The sequence below is a fragment of the Sphingomonas sp. H160509 genome (assembly GCF_024124765.2).
In the GTDB taxonomy this organism is placed as follows: Bacteria; Pseudomonadota; Alphaproteobacteria; order Sphingomonadales; family Sphingomonadaceae; genus Sphingomonas.
Window position 1 is genome coordinate 1,726,293 of the sequence record NZ_JAMXSR020000002.1, and the last position, 22,919, is coordinate 1,749,211.

A 22,919-nucleotide genomic window follows, 5' to 3' on the forward strand; every position below is an offset into this window, starting at 1 on the left:
TGTTTCGGTCATGGCACGATCCTGCTTGCGGGAGGCTGAATGGTTGGAGGTTTAGGAGGCGGCGGCGCGGCTTGCTGTTGCAGCAACGCCGGCAGGTTGCGCTGGATGAGCCGCTTCGGATCGTAGAAGCTCTGTGCCGAGTCGAGCAGCCCGCGGAACGGCGCCTTGATGCGGATATTGAAGATGAACGGCAGTTTCTGCAGGCGACGGACGATGAAGTTCGCCTTTGCCCCCTCACCCTGACTGATCCCGGCGAACCGCACGTCAGTGACCATTTCGCCCGCGAGCGGCCCGTTCATGCCGACTCGCAACGACTGGTAGCGGAGCGACTTCAGCGCCTGGAACGCGATGTTCGCCCAGACGCCGAGATCCTTCTGGCTGAGGTCGCCGACATAGGCGAGCGTGCCGCCGCCCGGCCGGACGCGCAGGTCGCCGCCCTCGATCCGGCCGCCGGTCTCGTCGAAGATCATCGGCAGCACGCCGTCGAAGATCCCGGTCGCGTCGAGATTCTTGAAATCGAACTGTTGCAAGAACTGGTCCGCCACCATGTTGGCGACGTGGAACGTCATTCGCCGCTCAGACTGCGCGGAGAAATCGAGCAGCGTCGGGTCAAGCGTCAGCGATCCCCCCGCGAACGGCCACCGCCCGCCCTCAACGCGCACGCGCGCACCCGGGAGCGTCTGGTAGCGGATCGTGCCGTCGGTGACCGGGATGCCGGGGTTGAGGGTACGGATCGTCGCCACTTGCCCCGGTGCGCTCTGGAGGTTGAGCAAGTCGGTGAAGCGGATCTCGGTGGCGATTCCCGTGACTGGGCCGAATGCGGCAGCGAGATCGGTCCCGGCGGTGCGGAACACGCCGGTGCTGGTCACGCCGTCGGGGTTCCAGGCGATATGCCCCTCGCCGCTGACCGATCCGTTGACGTCGGCGATCACGCCGAAGGTCAGCGGAGTGAGCGCGTCGGGTTGCAGCTTGTCCTTGGCGAAGGCGATCGCGGGAACGTTGAGGTCGGCCTTGCCTGCGCCGGCACCGAGCGCGTGGGTCAGCGTGACGTCGGCGACCTTGGTATTCGTGGTTGGTTCGAACAGCGTGCCCGCCGCGGTGATCGTGCCGTTGACCAGCGCGAGGGTCACGGTGCGTGCGGCGAGCGGCTTGAACCGTGGCGTCGGCGCGGCATCGGATACCCCCATCGCGCCGGTGAGGTTGAGCGCGCCATTGACAAGCGTCCAGTCACCGGCGGCTTCGCCAAGCAACAGCGGCACGTTGGCGATCTGTCCCGAGCCGCCGGTGAACGCGCCCGCCACGCCCTGCCCGGTCATGCGACCGGTGATCGTGCCGAAATCGAGCCGCGTGACGCGTTCGGGCGCGCCGATCCGGGTCTGCACGCCGTCGATCGCGAAGCCGCGATCCGCCAGCCGCACGGTCGCTCCCGCGGTCGCAAGTGTGATCGGGGTAGTGCCGAGCCGCCCACCCAGCTTGGCCGCGGCGATCTTCGCGCCGCCGCTGACCCGCGCGCCGTTGATCTGCACCAGCGCGCCATCAATCGGGCACAAGGTCAGCCGTGACGGATCGAGCACGAGGCCGGAGATCGCAAAGCGCTGGACTGCCAAAGGCACGCAACCGGTGTTGACGACCAGCCGCCCGCGACCGTCCCAAAGCGCCGCAACCGGCATCGACAGGCCATCGACCCGGTTGCCGGTACCGCCAGCGCCGACCGGTCCCCCAAGCGTAACGCGAGTCGCGATCGAGGTTGCCCCGCCCGGCGTCGCGCTGAACGTGACGGGCGTCAGCGCCAGTCGCGCGCCACCCGCCGCATAAGGCGCGATGGTGGCGACACCGCGGATCGCCGCGCCCGGTTTCGCCTGCGCCAGCGACACGCGCGCCTCGGGCAAGCCGCCGCCGCGCATCGCGAGAACCGTGTCGAGCCGCACCCCGCCGTTCGGCCAGCCGAACGCAACCCCGCTCCCGCCGCCAAGCGCCACGCGCGCACCACTGGCGGAGGCCAGCGCCAGACGCGACAGCTCGGCCCTGCCGTGCCCGCCGTCGATCCGCACGCGAAGGTCGGCGTCCGCGGCAAATCCGCGGCCGGCCTTCTGGACCGCCTGTGTTACCGCTTTAGCCAACGGCGCGACGGGCGTCCCCGCGGCCGCACCGCCGATACCCGCCAGCCCCGCGAGTCGCTTCTGCGCCACTGCCGCCCCGCTCGCCTGGACACGCCCGTCGAACGCGATCTGCTGCCCGATCCGGTAGGTGCCCGCGGACGAAACCCGCCGCGCGCCGCCCTCGGTGGTGCGAACCGTGTCGGCGGCGATGTCCACCTTGCCGCCGGTCGCCGCCGCGTTTCCCGTGAAGTCGACCGTGCCCCCAACACCAGCCAAGGTCGCGCCCGGCGTCTGCGCCGCGCCCGTCTTCAGCGTCGCCTTGCCCTGCCAGCGATCAAGCGCGGCGGAGAGGCCAAGGTCCAGATCGGCCACGATCCGCTCCGCCTGCGTCGTGCCGCAGGCAAGCCGCGACACGCGCACCGGCCCAGTGATCGTCGGTTTCGCCGCGTCGATCCGCAGCTTCACCGTCGCCGCGAGCCGATCGATCACGCATCCGCCGAGATCAAGCCGCTCGCTGATCGCTGCCAACGTACCGCGGAACCCGTCGTCGAGCTTGCCGGAACCCGCCAGCTTCAACCCGACGATTCCCTGCGGGGTCTCCAGCCGCATCCGCCCATCGGCGACCGATACGTCGAGCGCCGGCAACGCGAACGGCTTCCCCGACGGCGCCGGCAGCAACCTGTCGATCGCGCCAAGCGAGACCTTGCCGTCGACCAGCCGCCCGCGCAGCCGGACCTTCCCCGCGCGCACGCCCTCCAGATACGGCCCGGACAACCCGACGCCAGTCCGCGTCTCGACCCAGTCGGCGACCAGATCGGGATGCGCCGGATCGCCAAGCACAACGTTGGTCAACCGTTGGCCACCCAGCGCGAGGTCCGCGATGTCGTAGCGCGCGGGTACGCCGGCTTTGGCGAGTTCGCGGTCGATGAACCCCTCGGCGATTGGCTTCCTTACCAGCCACAGCACGACCAGCCCTGCGATCAGCAGCAGCGCGATCCCCCAGCGTAACGCGGCGGGCAGTCGCAGGACGGCGAGGATGGGCCCCGGGGTCGGCCCCCGTCTCGCTCGTCTCGCTCACCAACGCACTCCGCCATATTCGAGGTCTCTGCATAGGCGGGAGCGAGGGCGTCATGCAATTGCCCAGGGATGTGCTAGCATCGCAAAATGGCCGAACCGGACGAAGACGCTGACGTCCGGGGGACGATCTGAAGGGCCATCGCGGCCGCCTCCGCAAACGCCTGTTCGAAGGCGGCAGCGACGCGCTGCTCGACCATGAACTCATCGAATACCTGCTCGCGATCGCCATACCCCGCGGCGATACCAAGGCGCTCGCCAAGGCCCTGATGCGTGAGTTCGGCGGGATTGGCGGGGTGCTGACCGCGGATGCCGAGGCGCTCGGCCGGGTGAAGGGCATGGGCGAAATCTCTACCGCGGCGATCAAGATCGCGCACGCCGCCGCGATCCGCCTGCTGCAATCGCACGTCAGCGACCGTCCGGTGCTCGCCAACTGGCAGGCGCTGCTCGATTATCTCCGTGCCGACATGGCGCACCACGCGATCGAACGCTTCCGCGTGCTGCACCTCAACACCAAGAACATGCTGATTCGCGACGAGGTGATGAGCAAGGGCTCGATCGACCAGGCCGCGGTGTACGTCCGCGAAGTCATCCGCCGCGCGATCGACCTAGGCTCCGCGTCGATCATCCTCGTCCACAATCACCCGAGCGGGGACCCCTCCCCCAGCCGCGCTGACATCGACGTCACGCGGACGATCGCGGAGGCGGGCAAGCGGCTCGGTATCACCGTGCACGACCATATCGTGATGGGCACAGGCGGCCATGTCAGCCTGCGCGCGCAAGGGTTGATCTGACGCAATCAGATAAAGGAGAAACATCCGAAACTCCTCGTGCCTTTTCATCCGTATCTTCGTTGTCACGGCAAAGGAATTGCATGTGGATAACAAGTTGCACGACGAAGCCTCAGAGGTAACCGCCGAGCACGGTCAGGTCATGGTCGACGGGCCGGACGGGGTCGCGGTATCATTGACGCCCGACGCCGCGGCCGAAACTTCCGATCGGCTGCTCAATGCCGCTGTCGAGGCGCAGGGGCAGATCCTGGCGGAGACCCGCGTTGCGAAAGATCGGGTGCGCAAAGCCGACTGATCTACCGCAAGTCGTAGCTCTCCGATCTATAGTAGCGATATGCGTGACTATCGACCGGAGACGCGATGCGCCAAATCTTATACATGAGTTCGAGCACCATAGCCGGCGACAAGGCCGATCTCGTGGGAATATCGCAGCAGTCCCGGCACAATAATGCGCTGCATGACATCACTGGGTTGTTGTGGTCGGACGGCACGCATTTTTTGCAGGTGATCGAGGGACCGACCGCTTTCGTCGACGCGACCTTCGGCCGCATTACTAAGGACGATCGTCATTACGATCTGTCGCTCCAGCACAATATCTCGATCCATGAACGGCAGTTCGGTGCCTGGACGATGGCGCACCGGCGCGCTGACGATCCCGTCGATGCGTATGATGCGCGCATGCGGCGCCTGCTCAACGGCGCGTCGCAGCGGGTGCGCGATCCCTTCCTCGCGTTGATGGCGACGGGTTCGCTGGACGGCTGACGTAACAAAGGCCGCCGGGCCCGAACCCGACGACCTTGATCCGTGCGATGGTACTTTGCGGACGTGCCGTTGCCGTCAGCCCTGCGACAGGAAGCTGGTGACCTCGGTCTTCGTCAGCGACTTGCTCTTGTCGGTGTCTGCCTGCGCAAAGGCGGCGGAGACCCATTTCTTGGTCTCGGGGGCGTCGGGCTTCGTCGACGGATCGGTCTTGCTCTTCAGCGCGACCATCCAGCCGCCGAACTCGGTCGCGCTTAGCTTGCCGTCGCCGTTCTTGTCGTAGGTCGGGAACTCGGTGTCGACGACCTGTGCGACCTGGCTGCCGGTCGCAGGCTGCTCGCGCGCGGCGGGTTGCATCGGGACCGCATCGGTTGGCGTGCCAGATGGGGCGGCCTGGCCGACAGCAGCACCGCCCGGCGCCGAAGTCTGCGGGGATGTCGTAGTCGTCTGCGCCAATACGGGTTCAGCAACCAGTGCCGCACCGGCCAGCATAGCATATTTCAACATTGCGTCTCTCCGGTAGTGTTCTACGCGTCTACTAAGCGATTTTACGACCATGCCCGATATATACTCGACATAGCGAACCGCTTGCTCACTCTATACTCGCCACGTTGCCCGATTTATACCTCGCGACGGGTGTTTGAACCTTCTCCTGCGTCCTGCTACCGCGTTTCGCGGGCAACCGCGGGCCGAACGGCACGCGACGCGCCCTACCCTTCACGCTCCCGAGGAAACCCGATGGTCCCCCGCTATTCCCGCCCCGACATGGTCGCGATCTGGACGCCCGAAGCGCGCTTCAAGATCTGGTTCGAGATCGAGGCGCACGCCACCGACGCGCTCGCCGAACTGGGCGTAGTCCCCAAGGAAGCCGCCGCCGCGATCTGGAAAAAGGGCGCGTTCGAGGTCGACCGGATCGACGAGATCGAGCGCGAGACCAGGCACGACGTCATCGCCTTCCTGACCAACGTCGCCGAGCATGTCGGCCCCGAAGCACGCTTCATGCATCAGGGCATGACCTCGTCGGACGTGCTCGACACGTGCCTCGCGGTGCAGTTGGCCAAGGCGAGCGACATCCTGATCGCCGATCTCGACGCGCTGCTGGTGGTGCTCGAACGCCGTGCGCGCGAGCACAAGATGACGCCGACGATCGGCCGCAGCCACGGCATCCACGCCGAGCCGGTGACGTTCGGGCTGAAGCTCGCGCAGGCGCATGCCGAGTTCGCGCGCAACCGCGCGCGGCTGGTGGCGGCGCGCGAGGACGTCGCGACTTGCGCGATCTCGGGGGGCGGTGGGTACGTTCGCCAACATCGATCCGTTCGTGGAGGAGTATGTCGCGGGCAAGCTCGGGCTGTCGGTCGAGCCCGTCTCGACGCAGGTGATCCCGCGCGATCGTCACGCGATGTTCTTTGCGACCTTGGGCGTGATCGCCAGCTCGATCGAGCGGCTCGCGACCGAAGTGCGCCATCTGCAGCGCACCGAAGTGCTCGAGGCGGAGGAGTTCTTTTCGCCCGGCCAGAAGGGTTCGTCGGCGATGCCGCACAAGCGCAACCCGGTGCTGACCGAGAACCTCACCGGTCTCGCTCGAATGGTGCGCGGGTATGTGACGCCGGCGATGGAGAACGTCGCGCTGTGGCATGAGCGCGACATCTCGCATTCGTCGGTCGAGCGGTATATCGGGCCGGATGCGACGATCACGCTCGACTTCGCGCTCGCGCGGCTGACCGGGGTGATGGACAAGCTGGTCGTGTACCCCGAGCGGATGTTGAAGAACCTCAACAAGATGGGCGGATTGGTCCATTCGCAGCGCGTGCTGTTGGCGCTGACGCAGGCGGGCGTGAGCCGCGAGGACGCATATCGGCTGGTGCAGCGCAATGCGATGAAGGTGTGGGATTCGGATGGCGCGCTGTCGCTGCTGGAGTTGCTGAAGGCGGATCCGGAAGTGACGCTGTCGGATGCCGAGCTCGAGGACAAGTTCGACCTTGGCTATCACCTGAAGCACGTCGACACGATCTTCGCGCGGGTGTTCGGCGCGGCCTGAGGACTAGGCAAAGGTTGCTCCCCTCCCTGAAAGGGAGGGGGTTGGGGCTGGGTCGGCTGGCTCGAGCCACACCCGTCTGGCGCTTGCGGAAGCCGACCCACCCCCTGCCCCCTCCCTTTCAGGGAGGGGAGACCGTCGCGGATCGGCGGATGTAACGTCCAAAACGCCTCAAAGTGCACGCAACGCAATTGCGATTACGTGTTACAAAATTGCGACAACGCGCAACTAAGTCCATATCCCGCTTGCCGGATATTGTTCCGGCATCGGAGACCTACCCATGCGCATGTTCGAAACCGTGACCAGCACTATGCTGGCGATCGCGGCTCAAGCGCTGGTGGTCGGGGTGGTCATCACCGCCTTCTGATCCATCGGCCCGCCCGCCCCCTTCCGAGGGGGCGCGGCTAGGCCGGCAGTTTCAAGACCCGCGAAGGACTACCGCTTGCGCGGATAGCGCGCGGCGAATTCCTCGTCGGACATCATCAGGTAGCGAGATCATGTCGATCAGCGCCCAGGGTGCGCTGATGATCAACCCGATCACGGTGATGCTCAGCACCAGCATGATGATTCCGGAGCCGGTCCGCCCGAGGTAGAAGCGGTGAATGCCGAGCGTGCCGATCACGAACGCCATCACCGCCGCGACGTATTTGTTGCGATCGTTGGTCGGGAGTGCCTCGGGCGGCACGGCGCGCCTCGGGCCCGGCACGGTCGGCATCGGGAAGACGCTGAGCGCGCGATCGTTGGCAGCCTCGAAATCTACTTCCAGACCGATCGCGGGTTCTCCGCGATGCGCCCAGTCCTCGCGCGCGAACCGGTAACGTTGTCCGTCCTGCCCTGCGACAAGCCCCTCGCCCGTGCGGGGATCGACGCCTAAAACCTGTCCGCGCATATCATTCCTCGGTGTTCGAGCTTCATTCTGGCGGATGATGCGGGTGAGGCAAGCCCGAACTCATTCCCCACGTCAGGCTGCGAGCGCGGTTTGACGCCAATGTCTGTCGTCATCGTTGTCTGCATTCGTGGACCGCTTTTTCCGCGAGCGGATCGCACGCTTGTGCGCTTTTGCAGCCGGGCGGCGAGTGAAGTCGCCGAGCCAGCGCGTCATGAAAGTCCGAACACACAGGCTGGATGCTGCAGCGGCCAACGCCATGAGAATGTCGACATAGGCCGAAACCTCGAATGTCGTGATCCAGATCGCGACATCGGGGGCGGTCAGCGTGAGCAGCCTGATACCATCGCCTTCGCCGACAAGCGTGACCATCGCGGCCGTCAGCATCAGCAGGACCATGACGGCGGCATCGCCTCGGGTGAACCGTGCCAGCCGCGCCGCAGGCTTGTCGATCAGCACTCGGCGCAGTGCCTTGCCGATCGGCGTCTGGGGGGGCAGTGGCCATGACCAGCCAACAGGTGATCGCGGTGAAAAGACATGCCAGCATTGCGCCCCCCTTTAGTTCAGTATGTATCCGGGTTTATTCCCCGGCGAACACGCCCTTCAGCTTGGCGAAGAAGCCTTGGCTCGCCGGGCATTCGTCGCCCGTTTCCGTCTCGCGGAACATCTCGAGCAGTTCCTTCTGGCGGTTGCTGAGGCGCGTGGGGGGTTTCGACGTCGATCTGGACGACGAGGTCGCCGTGGCCACGGCCTTGCAACACCGGCATGCCGGCGCCGCGTTGGCGAAGCTGCTTGCCAGACTGGATGCCGGCGGGGATCTTCACTTCGTGCGTGCGACCGTCGAGGCCGGGGATCGACAGCGATCCGCCGAGCGACGCGACCGTGAAGCTGATCGGTGCGCGCGCAAACAGCGTGGTGCCTTCGCGCTCGAACAGATTGTGCTTGGTGACGTGGAGAAAGATGTAGAGGTCGCCGGACGGCGCACCGCGGGCACCCGCCTCGCCTTCGCCCGACATGCGGATTCGCGTACCCTCGTCGACGCCCGGGGGGACGTTGATCGACAGCGTCTTGGTCTTCTCGACACGACCTTCGCCGCGGCAATCGGGGCACGGGTCGGCGATGACCTCGCCCGCGCCGTTGCAGACCGGGCAAGCGCGCTCGACCACGAAGAAGCCCTGCTGCGCGCGGACTTTACCGTGACCGCCGCAATGCTGGCAGGTCTTCGCGCGCGTACCGGCCTTCGCCCCCCGAGCCATCGCAGGTGTCGCAGAGCGCGGAGACGTCGATCGTGATCTCGGTCGTCTTGCCGTGGAACGCTTCCTCCAGGCTGACTTCCATGTCGTAGCGCAGGTCCGCACCGCGCCGTGCCGCCGAACGGCCACCGCCGCGCTGCGCGCCGCCCATGAATTCGCCAAAGACGCTTTCGAAGATATCGCTGAAGCCGCCGAAATCCTGCGCGCCGCCACCGTGACCGCCGCCGCCGCCGTTCTGGAACGCGGCGTGGCCGAAACGATCATAGGCCGCGCGCTTCTGCGGGTCCTTGAGGCATTCGTACGCCTCGCTGACCGCCTTGAACTGCGCTTCGGAATCCTTGCAGCCGGCGTTCTTGTCCGGGTGATACTTCATCGCGAGCTTGCGGTAGGACGACTTTATCGTCCCCGCATCCGCGGTCCGCTCGCATTCGAGCAGTTCGTAATAATCTGTCTGGGTACTCATGATCTCAAGCCCTCTCCCCTCCGGGGAGAGGGTTGGGAGAGGGGCGCCACACGCGGCCCCTCTCGGTACTGCCCCTCACCCCGACCCTCTCCCCGCAGGGGAGAGGGGGAAGTAGTTTACGCCTTCGGGTTGTCGTCGACTTCCGAGAACTCGGCGTCGACGACGTCGTCGTCCTTCTTCGCGCCGTCGCCGTCAGCCGACGGCGAAGCGTCCGCCTGGGCCTGCTTCTCGTAGATCGCCTGGCCGAGCTTCATCGCGACCTGGGCGAGCGCGGTGCTCTTCTCGGTCATCGCATCCGCATCGCCGCTCTCGACCGCAGCCTTGGTCGCGTCGATCGCGGCCTGGATCTCGGTCTTCAGCGACTCGTCGACCTTGTCGCCGTTATCCGCCAGCTGACGCTCGGTGGTGTGGACCAGCGACTCGGCGTTGTTCTTCGCCTCGGCGCCCGCACGACGTTTCTTGTCCTCCTCGGCGAAGGTCTCGGCATCGCGGACCATCTGGTCGATGTCGTTGTCCGACAGGCCACCCGACGCCTGGATGCGGATCTGCTGCTCCTTGCCGGTGCCCTTGTCCTTGGCCGAGACGCTGACGAGGCCGTTCGCATCGATGTCGAACGTGACCTCGATCTGCGGCACGCCGCGCGGTGCGGGCGGGATGCCGACCAGATCGAAATTGCCGAGCATCTTGTTGTCGGCCGCCATCTCGCGCTCGCCCTGGAACACGCGGATCGTCACCGCGCCCTGGTTGTCGTCCGCGGTCGAATAGGTCTGCGACTTCTTGGTCGGGATCGTCGTGTTGCGATCGATCATCCGGGTGAACACGCCACCCAGCGTCTCGATGCCGAGCGACAGCGGCGTCACGTCGAGCAGCAGCACGTCCTTGACGTCGCCTTGCAGCACGCCGGCCTGGATCGCGGCGCCCATCGCGACGACCTCGTCCGGGTTGACGCCGGTGTGCGGCTCCTTGCCGAAGAACTGCTTCACGACTTCACGCACGCGCGGCATGCGCGTCATGCCGCCGACCAGCACGACTTCCGAGATGTCCTCGGGCTTCAGGCCGCCATCTGCAAGCGCCTTGCGGCACGGCTCGAGCGTACGCTTGACCAGGTCCTCGACCATCCGCTCCAGGTCGGCGCGGGTGATCGACTTCACCAGATGCTTCGGACCGTTCTGGTCCGCGGTGATGAAGGGCAGGTTGACCTCGGTCGACTGCGCCGAGCTGAGCTCGATCTTCGCCTTCTCAGCGGCTTCCTTCAGACGCTGCAGCGCGAGCTTGTCCTTGGCGAGGTCGATGCCCTCGGCCTTCTTGAACTCGTCGGCGAGGTACTGGACGATCTTGTTGTCGAAATCCTCACCGCCGAGGAAGGTGTCGCCGTTCGTGGCCTTCACCTCGAACACGCCGTCACCGATCTCGAGCACCGAGATGTCGAACGTACCGCCGCCGAGATCGTAGACCGCGATCGTCTTGCCGTCCTGCTTGTCGAGGCCGTAGGCCAGCGCCGCCGCAGTCGGCTCGTTGATGATGCGCAGCACTTCGAGGCCGGCGATCTGCCCGGCGTCCTTGGTCGCCTGGCGCTGTGCGTCGTTGAAGTACGCCGGCACGGTGATGACCGCCTGCGTGACCGTCTCGCCGAGATACGACTCAGCGGTTTCCTTCATCTTCTGCAGCGTGAACGCCGAGATCTGCGACGGCGAGTAATCCTTGCCGCCCGCCGAGACCCATGCGTCGCCGTTCGGGCCGCGCGAGATCTTGTACGGGACCAGCTCGGTGTCCTTCTTGGTGATCGGATCGTCAAAGCGACGGCCGATCAGGCGCTTCACCGCGAAGATGGTGTTGTCGCCGTTCGTCACTGCCTGGCGCTTGGCCGGCTGGCCGACCAGTCGCTCACCATCCTTGGCGAACGCGACGATCGACGGCGTCGTGCGCGCGCCCTCGGAATTCTCGATGACCTTGGGCTTGCCGCCTTCCATGACGGAAACGCAGCTGTTGGTCGTGCCGAGATCGATACCGATTACTTTAGCCATGAGTTCTGATTAGCCCCTCACTTGAAACGAAAATACGAAACCGGTTCCACCCCGTTACGGCAGTGGAACCTTTCTGATGATGGGCGCGATATAGGTGGCCTCGCGCTTGCCGCAAGATTGTACCCGTCATAGGATGCGCAAGTGGTCGGGCCCGGAGAAAAGTAACCTATGCGTATCGTTTTCGGACTGGGTGTTGCCGCGATGGCACTGGCGTCGTGCGCGCCGCCCAAGGAACTGTCCGTCGACGGGGCGTGGGTGCGGCTTGGCGCGGTCACCGGACGGCCCGCGGCGGCGTATTTCACGGTGCATGGCGGGCCTGCGCCGGCGACGCTGATCTCGGCCACCACCGACGTCGCGATCAAGTCGGAAATGCACGAGACGATGGACAAGGGCGGCATGTCGACGATGACGCCGCTAACCCGCGTGGAGATCCCGGCGAACAAGGATGTGGCGTTCGCGCCGGGCGGGCGGCATGTGATGCTGTTCGACATGAATTCGGGGATCAAGCCCGCCGATCGCGTGACGCTCACGTTCGCGTTCGCAGACGGGACGCGCATCATAAACAACGCGACCGTGGTCGCGGCGGGAACCCCGGTAGGGAAGTGACCGGAGCAGTCTCAAGGCGCGGACTTACCGAGGGAGAGACGGCGCTCGCGGCATCGGTGTTCGGGGGGCGCGATCGAGTATTCCCAGGTAAGTCTGGTACGCGGCAAATGGGCGTTCTTCCAGCCGCGCGATACGGTGATGGCACCCCGCGGCTGTATCCACTTCCACCCCAAGGGCGACCTGTGGTGCGACGACTTCGCGCATGCGAACCTGACGTTGCAGGGACTGTTCGTCCACGAGATGACGCACATCTGGCAACACCAGCGCGGCGTGTTCCTGCCCTTGGCGCGGCATCCGTGGTGTCGGTACGACTATGCGTTCCGGCCGGGGGTGGCGCTGCATCGCTACGGCATCGAGCAGCAGGGGGAGATCGTGCGCCATGCCTTCCTACTGCGTGCGGGGGGCGAAGGTGGCGGGCGCGCCGCCGCTTGAACAATACGAGACGGTGCTGCCGTTCACGCCGTTAGTGTCGGCCTAGCCGGATCGCAGTTATAATTGGGACTAGGCCAAAACCACCCCGTCACCCCGGACTTGTTCCGGGGTCCACCGTTCCGAGAACCCAAAGACCGATGAGGATGCGGAACGGTGGATGCCGGAACAAGCCCGGCATGACGAAGAGGGTCAAACCTCTGCGGCGTCAGAGCCAGCTACGACCATCCGCACCACCACACCCATAAGGCGGCAACTGCCCCGGAAACCGCGCCTGCATCTTGTGGCAACCCCAGGCCCGGATCGGCCCGGGCGCATAGCCGTTCAGCGCGATGCCGACCTCGTCATACGGGCTCTCGCCGCGCGCAACGTACATGTACCAACGCCCGCCGAACATCACCGCAGCCGCGATGAGCACGACGCAAACGACCTGGACGATTTTCTGCATCGGGAACCCCTTTTGTAAATAAGGGCGCCCCGTTGCAGCCAACATGGATCAATTTCAACCACCGATCTGGTAGATCGAGACCCACCCGACCGGCAGAAATCCGCGGTTTACAGCGCGTCGAAATCGATAGGTCGTGTTCTATCAAGCGCTTGCGGCGCCTCGGGCATCGGATATTTCAGTCCGGTCGCGCAGTTGAAAAGTACGACCCTGTCGTCCTCGTCGACCAACCCGGTGTTCAGCGCCTGATGATACGCCGCCAGCGTCGCACCGCCCTCGGGGCATAGCAGCAACCCATCCTGCTTCGCGGCCGCATTGACCGCCTTCAGGATCGCCGGATCGCCAACCGCCAATGCCTGCCCGCCGCTTTCGCGAACTGCGCGGAGGATCATGAAGTCGCCGACCGCTTTCGGCACGCGGATGCCAGCGGCGACCGTGCTCGCATCTTCCCAACGCTCGGCATGCTCCTCGCCCGCTTCGAACGCGCGGACGATCGGCGCGCAGCCACTTGCCTGCACCGCGAACATCTTCGGGCGCTCCGACCCGATCCAGCCGAGCGTCTCGAGTTCGTCGAACGCCTTCCACATCCCGATCAATCCGGTGCCGCCGCCGGTTGGGTAGAAGATCGCATCCGGCAGTTTCCAGCCGAACTGCGCGGCGAGTTCGAGCCCCATCGTCTTCTTGCCCTCGATTCGATAGGGCTCCTTCAACGTCGAGAAATCGAACCAGCCGCCCCTCTGCGGCGCCCTTGCCGACGATCGCGCCGCAATCGTCGATCAGCCCGTTGACCCGCCAGACGCGCGCGCCCTGCATCGCGATCTCGCGGACGTTGATCTCGGGGGTGTCGTCCGGGCAGAACACGATCGTTTCGATCCCGCAGCGCGTGGCGTAGGCGGCCAGCGCCGCACCGGCATTGCCGTTGGTCGGCATCGCGATCTTCGTGACGCCGAGTTCCTTGGCCATCGCGACGGCCATGACCAGCCCGCGCGCCTTGAAGCTGCCGGTCGGGAGGCGGCCTTCGTCCTTGACCAACACGTTGGGGCCGCCGGACTTGGTCAGCGGCACCAGCGGCGTCTCGATCTCGCCGAGGCTGACGATGTTGGACGTGTGGCGGACGGGGAGCAGTTCGCGCCAGCGCCACAAGTCGGTCGGCCGCGCCTCGATCGTGTCGCGCGAAACCGACGACCGCACCGCGTCGAGGTCGTAGCGGACAAGCAATGGTCGTCCGGCGCGCGACAGCCCATGAAGCTGGTCCGCCTCATACCGCTCGCCGGTGATCGAGCATTCGAGATGCGTGACGAAGGTCTGGCGATCGGTCGTGAGGTTCTGGTTCATGAACTGACTTTCAAATCCTCCCCTGCAAGGGGGAGGGGGACCAGCGCAGCTGGTGGAGGGGGCGTGCCGCGTTCGTAACGCTCTACGCGGGCCCCCGGCCGCAGATGGTACGCGGGAGGTGAGCCCCCTCCACCACCACGCAAGCGCGTGGCGGTCCCCCCTCCCCGTTCCGGGGCGGATTCAGCCGGCTTTGGCGACGCCGACCATCGCCGGGCGCAGCAGGCGGTCCTTGATCATGTAGCCCGCCTGCATTTCCTGGACGATAGTCCCGGCAGGCTGGTCGCTCGGGACTTCGAGCATGGCCTGGTGCTTGTTCGGATCGAGCATCTGGCCCTCTGCGGCGATCTTGGTGATGCCATGGCGCTGGAACACGCTCTCCAGCTCGCGACCGGTCGCTTCCAGACCCGTGACGAGCCCCTTCATCTTCTCATCCGACCGCAGCTCGGCCGGGATCGCCGAAAGCCCACGCGAGAGGTTGTCGGCAACCGACAGTACGTCGCGCGCGAACGCGGTCGCGGCATAGGCGCGAGCGTCCTGCGCTTCCTTCTCGGCGCGGCGGCGGACGTTCTGGATCTCGGCCTGCGCATACAGGACGTTCTGCTTGGCTTCGGCGAGCTGGTTCTCGAGCTCGGCGACGCGGTCGTTCGAGGCCACCTCAGGCGCGGCTTCGGCGGTCTCTTCGCGCAGGTCTGCAGGCGTGTTCTGATCGATGTCGGACATGGTTTTCCCTATAATTTGGGCCGGCTCAACCCATCAACCGGGCGAGCGTTGCAGCCGTGAAATCCACCATGGGCACGACGCGCGCATAGTTCAACCGCGTCGGGCCGATGACGCCGACCACGCCGACCACCCGGCCGTCCAGCCCGCGGAACGGTCGCGCGATGACCGAAGACCCTGATAACGCGAACAATTTGGTCTCCGCGCCGATGAAAATCCGTGTCGAATCGCCGGCGCGCGCGCTGTCCAAAAGCGACGCGACTTCCTGCTTTCCCTCGAGATCGTCGAGCAGGTCGCGGACCCGGTCGAGATCGGCGGCGGCGGCGGCATCGATCAACCGCCCCTGCCCGCGCACGATCAGCACCGGGCGGCGATCCGCATCCTCGCTCCACACCGCGATGCCGCGCTCGACCAGCGTCCGCGCTGCACCATCGAGCGCCGCCTGCCCGTCCGCCAGCTCGCGTTCGATCCGGCCGCGCGCTTCGGCCAGCGTCAGGCCCCCGAGCGTTGCCGACATGTAATTGCCCGCCTCGATCAGCGCGGACGGCGACATGCCCTTCGGCAGCGCGATCACGCGGTTCTCGACCGAGCCGTCCTCGCTGACCAGCACCGCGAGCGCCTGCTCGGGCGACAGCGCGACGAACGCGATCTGGCGGAGCTTCAGTTCGCGCTTGGGGACCATGACCAGCCCGGCGCAGGCCGACAGCCCGGAGAGCGCAAGCGTGGTCGCGGCGAGCGCCTCCTCGACCGGGCCACCGACACCGGCGCGGGCCTCGATCGTCTGGCGCTCCTCGAACGACGGTTCCATCGCCTGCATCATGCCGTCGACGAACAGGCGGAGGCCCCGGTCGGTCGGCATGCGACCGGCACTGGTATGCGGGCTGGCGAGCAGGCCAAGACCTTCCAACTCGCCCATGACGCCGCGAATCGAGGCGGGCGAGAGGCTGAGGCCGGTCAGCTGCGCGATCGTCTTCGACCCGACCGGCGTGCCGCTGGCAAGGTAGCTGTCGACGACGGCGCGAAAAATGTCGCGCGCGCGATCGGTCAGTTCGGTGACGGGGGGCGTGGCCATACGTTTGATCTAGGGCTGATCGACGGGCGTACAAAGAGGAATGCACCTATCCACCCGTCATCCTGACGAAAGTCAGGACCCAGGGTAACCGAACGGTGTCGTGCGTGGCTCTGGGTCCTGACTTTCGTCAGGATGACGGCGGTGGTTGGGCTGGCGAGCGACCAAACGAAAGGCTAGGCAGCGGGCAACCACTCACTCCCGTTAGGATAAGACTATGCGCCCATCCGGCCGCGCCCCAGACCAGATGCGTGCGATCACGATCGAGCCGCGCTTCACCAAGCATGCCGAGGGCTCCGTCCTGATCGGCTTCGGCGACACCAAGGTGCTCGTCACCGCCAGCGTCGAGGAGAAGGTGCCGCCGTTCATGCGCGGCAAGGGCGAAGGCTGGGTGACCGCGGAATACGGCATGCTCCCGCGCGCTACCAACACCCGCAACAACCGCGAGGCCGCCAAGGGCAAGCAGTCGGGCCGCACGCAGGAAATTCAGCGGCTGATCGGGCGTTCGCTTCGCGCAGTGGTCGATCTGAAGCTGCTCGGCGAGCGCCAGATCGTGATCGACTGCGACGTGATCCAGGCGGATGGCGGCACGCGCACCGCCTCGATCTCGGGCGGCTGGGTCGCGCTGCGGCTCGCCATCGACGGTCTGCTCGCGAGCGGCAAGCTCACCGTCGACCCGCTGACGCAGAAGGTCGCCGCGATCAGCTGCGGCATCTACCAGGGCAATCCTGTGCTCGACCTCGACTATATCGAGGATTCGGGCGCGGATGCGGATGCGAACTTCGTGCTGCTCGAAAACGGCAACATCGCCGAGGCGCAGGCGACCGCTGAAGGCGCGACCTATGACGAGGAGGCGCTGCTCCGCCTGCTCCGTCTCGCGCGGATCGGTTGCACGGATATCTTCGCAGCACAGGCGAAAGCCGTCGCCAAGTGAGCGGCGAGGGCAAGGAACCGCAGGCGATCCGCAAGCTCCAGCCGGGCAAGTTGGTCATCGCCAGCCACAACAAGGGCAAGGTGCGCGAGATCGCCGCGTTACTCGAAGGGCGCGGGCTGGAAGTCGTCTCCGCCGCCGAGCTCGATCTGCCGGAGCCCGTCGAGACGGGCACGACCTTCTTCGCGAACGCCGAGCTGAAGGCACGCTCGGCCGCCGACCTGTCGGGCTATCCCGCGCTCGCGGACGATAGCGGGCTGTGCGTCGACGCGCTGAACGGTGATCCGGGCGTCTACACGGCGGATTGGGCGGAGACGCCGAACGGTCGCGACTGGATGATGGCGATGCAGAAGGTCGAGGACGCGGTCGTCGCCAAGGGTCCGGACGCGACGCGCGGCGCGCATTTCGTCAGCGTGCTGGCGCTGGCGTGGCCGGATGGTCATGTCGAATGGTTCGAGGGGCGTGCCGAGGGGACGCTCGTCTGGCCGCCGCGCGGGGATGTCGGGTTCGGGTACGACCCGGTGTTCGTGCCGCTGGGCTACGACCAGACCTATGCCGAACTGCCGCACGAGACGAAGAACGCGATCAGCCATCGGAACGAGGCGTTCAAGTTGCTCGAAGCGGCAGTGTTCTGAGAGACTTACTTCCCGTTCCCCCGCGAAAGCGGGGGTCCAGGAGCCACGAATGTTACGCTCTTGACCCTGGGCTCCCGCCTTCGCGGGAGAACAGCAGGGACCGACCCGGTCTAAACCGCGATCGCCTGCTTCACCGGCCACGTCACCGTAGGCAGCGCTTCGAACGCGGGTTTTGCCAGCAGATACCCCTGGATGTACCGCACGCCGAGCCCCCCGCAGCGCCTCGAACTCGCCCTGCGTCTCGACCCCCTCGGCGATCACCGTAATCCCCAGCGCCGTGCACATCCGCAGCATCCCCTCGACGATCATCCGCCGCGGCAGGCTCGTGTCGATGTCGCGAATCAGCTCCATGTCGAGCTTGATGATGCCCGGCTGGAACCGCGCGAGCAGGTTGAGCCCGGCATGCCCCGCACCGAAATCGTCGAGCGCGGTGCCGAAACCCATCTTCTGATACGTCGCGATGATGTTCGCGACATGCGCTGGATCCAGCATCTCCTCGTTCTCGGTGAACTCGAAGATCAACCGATCCGTCGGCATCCCCACCGCCGCCGCGGTCTTCAGCGTCAACTGGATGCACGCCGCCGGCGAATACACCGCGTTCGGGAGAAAATTGATCGACAGCCGCGCGGGCGTGTCTAGCAGCCCGGCCTTCACTGACGCCTCGATCGCGCGCACCCGGCATTGCTGGTCGAACGCGTAGAGATTCTTGGCATCGACCTGAGCCAGCACGCTTGCCGCCGATTGGCCTTCGGGACCACGCACGAGCGCTTCGTAGGCGAAGACGGTCTCGGTCTCGACGTCGACGATCGGCTGGAACGCCATCGAGAAGGCAAAGGACAGGCCGGCGCCGTCCCGGCATCCGACGCAGCCAGTGGGCCGAGAGCCATCAGGTTTGGATACTGGTATCATTCAACCAGATTAAGCGACGACCGCTTAAGAAAGTGCCACCACTTTGGGGCTAACCGCTTGACCTAGATCAATAGGCGCGCTCGCCGAAGACGTTGCCGGGGGGCGAGTAGCGGCACACCAGATAGTCGTCGGTCTTGTTGCTCGCCATCGCGCAACCGACCTGGGTCGAGCCGCGCCAGACGATCTGCGTATAGTGCGCGACGTCCTCGAACTTGCCGGTGCGGCTGAACCCGGGGGTCGGCTGGTTGATGAAATCGCGTTTCTCGGCGACCCAGTGCCCCATCATTTCGCTGTAGGCATAGGCATAGCGCGTGCCGGTCCAGAGATTCTCGCCTTCGCGCGACATGCCCTGGGGTTGCGGGGCGTGCGCGAATTTGCCGGTCCGCGCCAGTTCCTCGGCATAGGCGCGCGCGGTCGTTGCCAGCGTATCGCTCCAGGTGAGCGGCGCCACGCCGACGGCGGCGCGCGCGGCGTTGTGCCCGTCCATCATCGCGGTCTTGAGCAGGCTCGCACCGCGCGGTGCCGGCGCCATGGTATCGCGGCGCTCGACGACACGCTCGGGGCCCTGCGCGCAGCCTGCCAGCAAAAGCGCCCCGGCGATCGCCAAACCCATCCGTGCCGTCATTGCGCTTCCTTCGGCCGCCCCGTGCGACCATATGCGCGAGATAATGCCCGTCTTCGAAACACCAAGCCCCCGCTCCGATTCCCCCGGCGACCTTGCGCTCTACGTCCACTGGCCGTTCTGCGTGTCGAAATGCCCGTATTGCGACTTCAACAGCCATGTTCGCGAGGAGGTGGACCAGGCGGCGTGGCGGGATGCGCTGCTGACCGACCTCGCGCATGAGGCGCGGGTGTTGCCGGGGCGCAAGTTGCAGTCGATCTTCTTCGGGGGCGGCACGCCGTCGCTGATGCCGCCGTCGACTGTCGCGGCGGTTCTCAATGCAGCGGAAAAGGCCTGGGGGTTCGCGGAGGGAATCGAGATCACGCTGGAGGCTAATCCGTCTTCGGTCGAGGCGGCGCGGTTTGCCGATCTGGCGCGCGCCGGGGTGAACCGGGTGTCGCTGGGGCTGCAATCGCTCGACGATCAGGCGCTGAAGTTTTTAGGACGTGCGCATGACGTGAACGAGGGGCAAGCCGCACTTGCGACCGCGCAGAGTGTCTTCCCCCGCGTCAGTTTTGACCTGATCTATGCCCTCCCCGGCCAGCGGCTCGACGATTGGCGTGCCGAACTGGCGCGCGCGCTGAGCCTGGGGACGGAACATCTCTCGTTGTACCAGTTGACGATCGAGGCCGGCACACGGTTCGCGACCGAGGCGCTGGCGGGGCGGATCGTGATCCCGGACGGCGACTCGGCAGCCGATCTATTCGAGGCGACGCGTGCGGATACCGCCGCGGCGGGGTTGCCAGCGTACGAGACGTCGAACCATGCACGGCCGGGGTCGGAGAGCCGCCACAACCTCGCTTACTGGCGGTACCAGGATTACGCAGGGATCGGGCCGGGGGCGCACGGGCGTCGCAGCGGACTGGCGACGGTGCGGCGGAAGAAGCCGGAGAACTGGCTGGCGGCGATCGAGCGCAACGGCCACGGGATGGAGGTCGAGGATCCGCTGACGCCGTCGACGCGCGCGACCGAGGCGTTGCTGATGGGGTTACGGTTGGCGGAAGGCGTGGATCTGGACCGGATCACCGTGCTGAACGCGGGCGTGATACCGGTCGATCTGGCTGCGGTGGCTCGGCTGGAGGCGCTGGGGCTGATCGTGCACTCACCGGGGCGCCTGCGGGTTACCGAGGCGGGCGCCCTACTCCTCGACGCGATACTGCCTGAGATCGTAACTGCCTAATTTGTTCACCTGCGAAGGCGGGTGCCCAGACTGGGCACCCGCCTTCGCGGGTGAACAAGTTTACTTCCCGAACCCGGCTGGTGCGGGCGAGACCACCGTGGTCGTGCCGCCGCGGATTTCCTTAACCTCGAGCGCGCGCTCGGCGACGTTGTCCTTGCCGAAGCGGAACGCGCCGTCGATGCCGGCGAAGCCATCGCCGTCGCGCAGGCGGTTCACCGGGAACGGCGTCCCGGGCTTCCAGTCGCGCGCGATGCGGACGGTCAGCAGCACCGAATCATAACCGAGGCTCGACAGGCGGTACGGCCCTGCCCCGAAGCGCGCGCGGTATTTGGCCGCGTATTGGCGGTACAGCGTGTCTGAAACGCTCGCATACCAGGCGCCGTTGAGCGCTGCCTTGGCGGCGATCGCGGTGTCGGAGTTCCAGAGTTCGGTGCCGAGGATGCGCGTCGAAGCGCCGCTGCCGCGCTTGACCATCGCTGCGGCCGAAGCTGCGGTGGCGCCGCCGTCGGCGATCAGGACCGCATCATAGGGGGCTTTCGCCGCAAGCCGCGTGACCGCACCGGAAACGCCCCCGGGACCGCGTGCGTAGGTCTGGAGCGAGACGACTTGCCCGCCCGCGCCTTCGACTGCGCGAAGGAACGCGGTGGACGCACGCTCGCCGTACAGGCCGTTGGGGACGAGGCCGGCGAAGTTGCTGACGCCGCGCTCCTTCGCGAAATCGACGACGCGCGCGATCGACTGGGTCGGGACATAGCCCATCAGGTACGCGCCGTTGCCCGCGACGCCGAGATCGTTGGAGAAGCTGAGCACCGGAATGTTCGCGGCGCGCGCGATCGGCGCCACTGCGCGGACGTCGTCGGCGAGCAACGGGCCGAGGATCAGCTGTGCCCCCTCGGCGATCGCGCGCTGCGCGGCGGCGGCGGCACCGGTCGCGGTGTCGTAGTTGGTGATGCGGACGCGCTGGTTCTGCGTATCGAGCAGCGCCAGCATCGTCGCGTTGGCGATCGAGGTGCCGACGCCCGCGTTGCTACCCGACAGCGGCACGAGCAGCGCAACGCGGTTGCGCTCAGCATCGCGCGGGATGCCGGTCTCGACGCCGATTTCCGGGCGATCGACGGCGCGCGCGGTCGGGCGCTGCTGCGAGGGCTCGACTGGACCACGCGGGACGATCGTCTGGCACGCGCCGAGGAGGCCCGCCGCGGCAAGTATCGCCCATCGCCCGATGGTACGTGCGGATTGCCCTATCGTCGTCGCGTCTGCCATGACCGTCCCCATGAACCCTGAAACTCTTCTCGATCCCGGCCTCTACATCGTCGCGACCCCGATCGGCAATCTTGGCGATCTCTCGCCGCGCGCCGCCGACATCCTCCGCCGCGCCGACGTGATCGCGGTCGAGGACAGCCGCGTCACCGCCGGCCTGCTCCGCCATATCGGCACCACGACGCCAATGGTGCCGTATCACGACCACAGCGCGGAAGGCGTGCGCCCCGCGTTGATCGCGCGGATGGCGACGCAGGCGGTGGCGCTGGTGTCGGATGCGGGGACGCCGTTGATTTCCGATCCCGGGTTCAAACTGGTGCGCGACGCGCGCGCGGCCGGGCATCTGGTGGTGACGATCCCGGGGCCGTGTGCGGCGGTGGCGGCGCTGACGCTGGCGGGGTTGCCGACCGACCGGTTCCTGTTCGTCGGATTCCTGCCGTCGAAGCTGCACGCGCGGGCGGAGGCGATCGCCGAAGTCGCGACGATCCGCGCGACTCTGGTGATGTATGAGTCCGGGCCGCGGTTGGGGGCGTGTCTGGCGGCGCTGCTCGAAGGGCTCGGCGACCGAGAGGCGGCGGTGACGCGCGAGATCAGCAAGAAGTTCGAGGAGGCGGTGACCGGCACGCTCTCGACCCTAGCGGCGCGTTATGCGGATGCGCCGCCGCGGGGAGAGATCGTGATCGTCGTCGCACCGCCGGGCGAGGCGCCGCCGGCGAGTGCGGAGGACGGGGATGCGGCATTGGTCGAAGCGCTAACGCGATTGTCGACCGGGCAGGCTGCGAGTGAGGTGGCGAAGAAGCTCGGCCTAGACCGCAAGGCGCTCTACGCTCGGGCACTGGAGTTGAAGCCCAAGCCCTGATCTCCCCTCGCGCTTGCGGAGGCGCGCCATTCTCCCCTCCCGCTTGCGGGAGGGGTCGGGGAAGGGCATGCCATGGACGTGCCGCCCCCCGCCCTCCCTAGCCCCCTCCCGCAAGCGGAAGGGGAACACGCTCGACCGCCAGGTTGCGGAAGCGACGGGTCGGCGCGGCGAGCGCTTGGCCGGCTGGTGGCTGCGCCTCAAGGGCTGGAGCATCCTCGATCGCCGGGTGAGGACTCCTGCCGGCGAGGTCGACCTCGTCGCCCGGAAAGGCAATCTGATCGCGTTCGTCGAAGTGAAAACCCGCGCGACCGCCGCCGAACTCGACTTCGCGATCGACGAGCGCCGCCTCGCCCGCGTCGCCGCGGCGGCGGAATACCTGATGCCGCGCTATGCCGGACCCGGCGACGATATCCGCGTCGATGTGATCCTGCTCGCCCCCGGCACGCGCCCGCGCCATATCGAGAATGCCTGGATCGGGTGACGCCGCCCGGTGACTTCG

Annotated in this window: 19 protein-coding genes and 5 pseudogenes; 11 read left to right on the plus strand and 13 right to left on the minus strand. The window is 66.5% G+C overall.

Annotation, left to right across the window (positions count from 1 at the left end):
- Positions 1-8: 8 nt before the first annotated feature.
- Complete coding sequence (locus NHF48_RS10100; RefSeq protein WP_446741210.1) at positions 9-3,137, minus strand: intermembrane phospholipid transport protein YdbH family protein; 3,129 nt, start codon at positions 3,135-3,137, stop codon at positions 9-11.
- A gap of 167 nt (positions 3,138-3,304) precedes the next feature.
- Between NHF48_RS10100 and radC the strand changes: the two genes are divergently transcribed.
- The 3 genes from radC to NHF48_RS10115 all read left to right on the plus strand — a co-directional run bounded on the left by radC (position 3,305) and on the right by NHF48_RS10115 (position 4,726).
- Positions 3,305-3,967: a RadC family protein gene (radC, locus tag NHF48_RS10105; protein WP_253072394.1), complete on the plus strand. Its 663-nt coding sequence runs from the start codon at positions 3,305-3,307 to the stop codon at positions 3,965-3,967.
- 94 nt (positions 3,968-4,061) lie between these two features.
- Positions 4,062-4,259: a hypothetical protein gene (locus NHF48_RS10110; RefSeq protein WP_263816833.1), complete on the plus strand. Its 198-nt coding sequence runs from the start codon at positions 4,062-4,064 to the stop codon at positions 4,257-4,259.
- 65 nt (positions 4,260-4,324) lie between these two features.
- Positions 4,325-4,726 carry a BLUF domain-containing protein gene (locus tag NHF48_RS10115; protein ID WP_253071031.1) on the plus strand — a complete coding sequence of 134 codons (402 nt, stop codon included), beginning with the start codon at positions 4,325-4,327 and terminating at the stop codon, positions 4,724-4,726.
- 75 nt (positions 4,727-4,801) lie between these two features.
- Here NHF48_RS10115 and NHF48_RS10120 read toward each other — a convergent pair whose 3' ends face one another.
- Entirely contained in the window at positions 4,802-5,230 is a 429-nt protein-coding gene (locus NHF48_RS10120) for an EF-hand domain-containing protein (protein ID WP_253071032.1), read from the minus strand.
- A gap of 231 nt (positions 5,231-5,461) precedes the next feature.
- On the opposite strand from NHF48_RS10120, the pseudogene purB reads away from it, so the two are divergent.
- A pseudogene (purB, locus tag NHF48_RS10125) lies at positions 5,462-6,761 on the plus strand (adenylosuccinate lyase).
- A 415-nt stretch (positions 6,762-7,176) separates the two neighbouring features.
- Here the strand turns inward: purB and NHF48_RS10130 are convergent.
- From NHF48_RS10130 to dnaK, 4 genes and pseudogenes are all read right to left on the minus strand, one after another.
- Entirely contained in the window at positions 7,177-7,647 is a 471-nt protein-coding gene (locus NHF48_RS10130) for a TM2 domain-containing protein (protein WP_253071033.1), read from the minus strand.
- Positions 7,648-7,719: 72 nt separating this feature from the next.
- On the minus strand, positions 7,720-8,103 hold the full coding sequence (locus tag NHF48_RS10135) for a hypothetical protein (protein ID WP_253071034.1): 384 nt from the start codon (positions 8,101-8,103) through the stop codon (positions 7,720-7,722).
- Between the two features lie 121 nt (positions 8,104-8,224).
- Positions 8,225-9,360 (minus strand): annotated as a pseudogene (gene dnaJ, locus NHF48_RS10140) (molecular chaperone DnaJ).
- A 116-nt stretch (positions 9,361-9,476) separates the two neighbouring features.
- Positions 9,477-11,384 (minus strand): molecular chaperone DnaK, encoded by a 1,908-nt coding sequence (dnaK, locus tag NHF48_RS10145; RefSeq protein WP_132896111.1) that lies wholly within the window; start codon positions 11,382-11,384, stop codon positions 9,477-9,479.
- Between the two features lie 168 nt (positions 11,385-11,552).
- Between dnaK and NHF48_RS10150 the strand changes: the two genes are divergently transcribed.
- Positions 11,553-11,990 (plus strand): copper chaperone PCu(A)C, encoded by a 438-nt coding sequence (locus NHF48_RS10150; RefSeq protein WP_253071035.1) that lies wholly within the window; start codon positions 11,553-11,555, stop codon positions 11,988-11,990.
- Positions 11,987-12,468, plus strand: a pseudogene (locus NHF48_RS10155) (vgr related protein). Before NHF48_RS10150 ends, NHF48_RS10155 begins: the two are co-directional and overlap by 4 nt.
- 159 nt (positions 12,469-12,627) lie before the next feature.
- On the opposite strand, the gene NHF48_RS10160 reads toward NHF48_RS10155, so the two are convergent.
- The 4 genes and pseudogenes from NHF48_RS10160 to hrcA form a co-directional block, all read right to left on the minus strand.
- Positions 12,628-12,867 carry a hypothetical protein gene (locus NHF48_RS10160; protein WP_253071036.1) on the minus strand — a complete coding sequence of 80 codons (240 nt, stop codon included), beginning with the start codon at positions 12,865-12,867 and terminating at the stop codon, positions 12,628-12,630.
- Between the two features lie 107 nt (positions 12,868-12,974).
- Positions 12,975-14,199, minus strand: a pseudogene (locus NHF48_RS10165) (threonine synthase).
- 180 nt (positions 14,200-14,379) lie between these two features.
- Positions 14,380-14,919 carry a nucleotide exchange factor GrpE gene (gene grpE, locus NHF48_RS10170; protein WP_253071037.1) on the minus strand — a complete coding sequence of 180 codons (540 nt, stop codon included), beginning with the start codon at positions 14,917-14,919 and terminating at the stop codon, positions 14,380-14,382.
- Positions 14,920-14,944: 25 nt separating this feature from the next.
- Positions 14,945-15,988 (minus strand): heat-inducible transcriptional repressor HrcA, encoded by a 1,044-nt coding sequence (hrcA, locus tag NHF48_RS10175; protein WP_132896106.1) that lies wholly within the window; start codon positions 15,986-15,988, stop codon positions 14,945-14,947.
- A 214-nt stretch (positions 15,989-16,202) separates the two neighbouring features.
- Between hrcA and rph the strand changes: the two genes are divergently transcribed.
- Both rph and rdgB read left to right on the plus strand, forming a co-directional pair.
- Positions 16,203-16,919, plus strand: a complete 717-nt coding sequence (gene rph / locus NHF48_RS10180) for a ribonuclease PH (RefSeq protein WP_253071038.1) — start codon at positions 16,203-16,205, stop codon at positions 16,917-16,919.
- A complete protein-coding gene (gene rdgB / locus NHF48_RS10185; protein ID WP_253071039.1) occupies positions 16,916-17,551 on the plus strand; it encodes an RdgB/HAM1 family non-canonical purine NTP pyrophosphatase in 636 nt (211 codons plus the stop codon). The genes rph and rdgB overlap by 4 nt, the downstream gene beginning before the upstream one ends.
- 273 nt (positions 17,552-17,824) lie before the next feature.
- Here rdgB and NHF48_RS10190 read toward each other — a convergent pair.
- A pseudogene (locus NHF48_RS10190) lies at positions 17,825-18,460 on the minus strand (EAL domain-containing protein); the annotation flags it as partial.
- Between the two features lie 67 nt (positions 18,461-18,527).
- Positions 18,528-19,085, minus strand: a complete 558-nt coding sequence (locus NHF48_RS10195) for a CAP domain-containing protein (protein ID WP_253071040.1) — start codon at positions 19,083-19,085, stop codon at positions 18,528-18,530.
- A 43-nt stretch (positions 19,086-19,128) separates the two neighbouring features.
- Between NHF48_RS10195 and hemW the strand changes: the two genes are divergently transcribed.
- Positions 19,129-20,301 (plus strand): radical SAM family heme chaperone HemW, encoded by a 1,173-nt coding sequence (hemW, locus tag NHF48_RS10200; protein ID WP_253071041.1) that lies wholly within the window; start codon positions 19,129-19,131, stop codon positions 20,299-20,301.
- 60 nt (positions 20,302-20,361) lie between these two features.
- Here hemW and NHF48_RS10205 read toward each other — a convergent pair whose 3' ends face one another.
- Entirely contained in the window at positions 20,362-21,564 is a 1,203-nt protein-coding gene (locus NHF48_RS10205) for a penicillin-binding protein activator (protein ID WP_253071042.1), read from the minus strand.
- Between the two features lie 10 nt (positions 21,565-21,574).
- On the opposite strand from NHF48_RS10205, the gene rsmI reads away from it, so the two are divergent.
- Positions 21,575-22,420 (plus strand): 16S rRNA (cytidine(1402)-2'-O)-methyltransferase, encoded by an 846-nt coding sequence (gene rsmI, locus NHF48_RS10210; protein WP_446741211.1) that lies wholly within the window; start codon positions 21,575-21,577, stop codon positions 22,418-22,420.
- A gap of 67 nt (positions 22,421-22,487) precedes the next feature.
- Positions 22,488-22,901 carry a YraN family protein gene (locus NHF48_RS10215; RefSeq protein WP_263816834.1) on the plus strand — a complete coding sequence of 138 codons (414 nt, stop codon included), beginning with the start codon at positions 22,488-22,490 and terminating at the stop codon, positions 22,899-22,901.
- The last annotated feature ends 18 nt before the right edge of the window (positions 22,902-22,919 follow it).

What these genes read in the sequence shown, in the direction of transcription:
- NHF48_RS10115 (WP_253071031.1), top strand. Translation starts at nt 4,325, where the DNA reads ATGCGCCAAATCTTATACATGAGTTCGAGCACCATAGCCGGCGACAAG.
- NHF48_RS10120 (WP_253071032.1), bottom strand. Translation starts at nt 5,230, where the DNA reads ATGTTGAAATATGCTATGCTGGCCGGTGCGGCACTGGTTGCTGAACCC.
- NHF48_RS10130 (WP_253071033.1), bottom strand. Translation starts at nt 7,647, where the DNA reads ATGCGCGGACAGGTTTTAGGCGTCGATCCCCGCACGGGCGAGGGGCTT.
- dnaK (WP_132896111.1), bottom strand. Translation starts at nt 11,384, where the DNA reads ATGGCTAAAGTAATCGGTATCGATCTCGGCACGACCAACAGCTGCGTT.
- NHF48_RS10150 (WP_253071035.1), top strand. Translation starts at nt 11,553, where the DNA reads ATGCGTATCGTTTTCGGACTGGGTGTTGCCGCGATGGCACTGGCGTCG.
- NHF48_RS10160 (WP_253071036.1), bottom strand. Translation starts at nt 12,867, where the DNA reads ATGCAGAAAATCGTCCAGGTCGTTTGCGTCGTGCTCATCGCGGCTGCG.
- grpE (WP_253071037.1), bottom strand. Translation starts at nt 14,919, where the DNA reads ATGTCCGACATCGATCAGAACACGCCTGCAGACCTGCGCGAAGAGACC.
- hrcA (WP_132896106.1), bottom strand. Translation starts at nt 15,988, where the DNA reads ATGGCCACGCCCCCCGTCACCGAACTGACCGATCGCGCGCGCGACATT.
- rph (WP_253071038.1), top strand. Translation starts at nt 16,203, where the DNA reads ATGCGCCCATCCGGCCGCGCCCCAGACCAGATGCGTGCGATCACGATC.
- NHF48_RS10195 (WP_253071040.1), bottom strand. Translation starts at nt 19,085, where the DNA reads ATGACGGCACGGATGGGTTTGGCGATCGCCGGGGCGCTTTTGCTGGCA.
- hemW (WP_253071041.1), top strand. Translation starts at nt 19,129, where the DNA reads ATGCCCGTCTTCGAAACACCAAGCCCCCGCTCCGATTCCCCCGGCGAC.
- NHF48_RS10205 (WP_253071042.1), bottom strand. Translation starts at nt 21,564, where the DNA reads ATGGCAGACGCGACGACGATAGGGCAATCCGCACGTACCATCGGGCGA.
- rsmI (WP_446741211.1), top strand. Translation starts at nt 21,575, where the DNA reads ATGAACCCTGAAACTCTTCTCGATCCCGGCCTCTACATCGTCGCGACC.
- NHF48_RS10215 (WP_263816834.1), top strand. Translation starts at nt 22,488, where the DNA reads ATGCCATGGACGTGCCGCCCCCCGCCCTCCCTAGCCCCCTCCCGCAAG.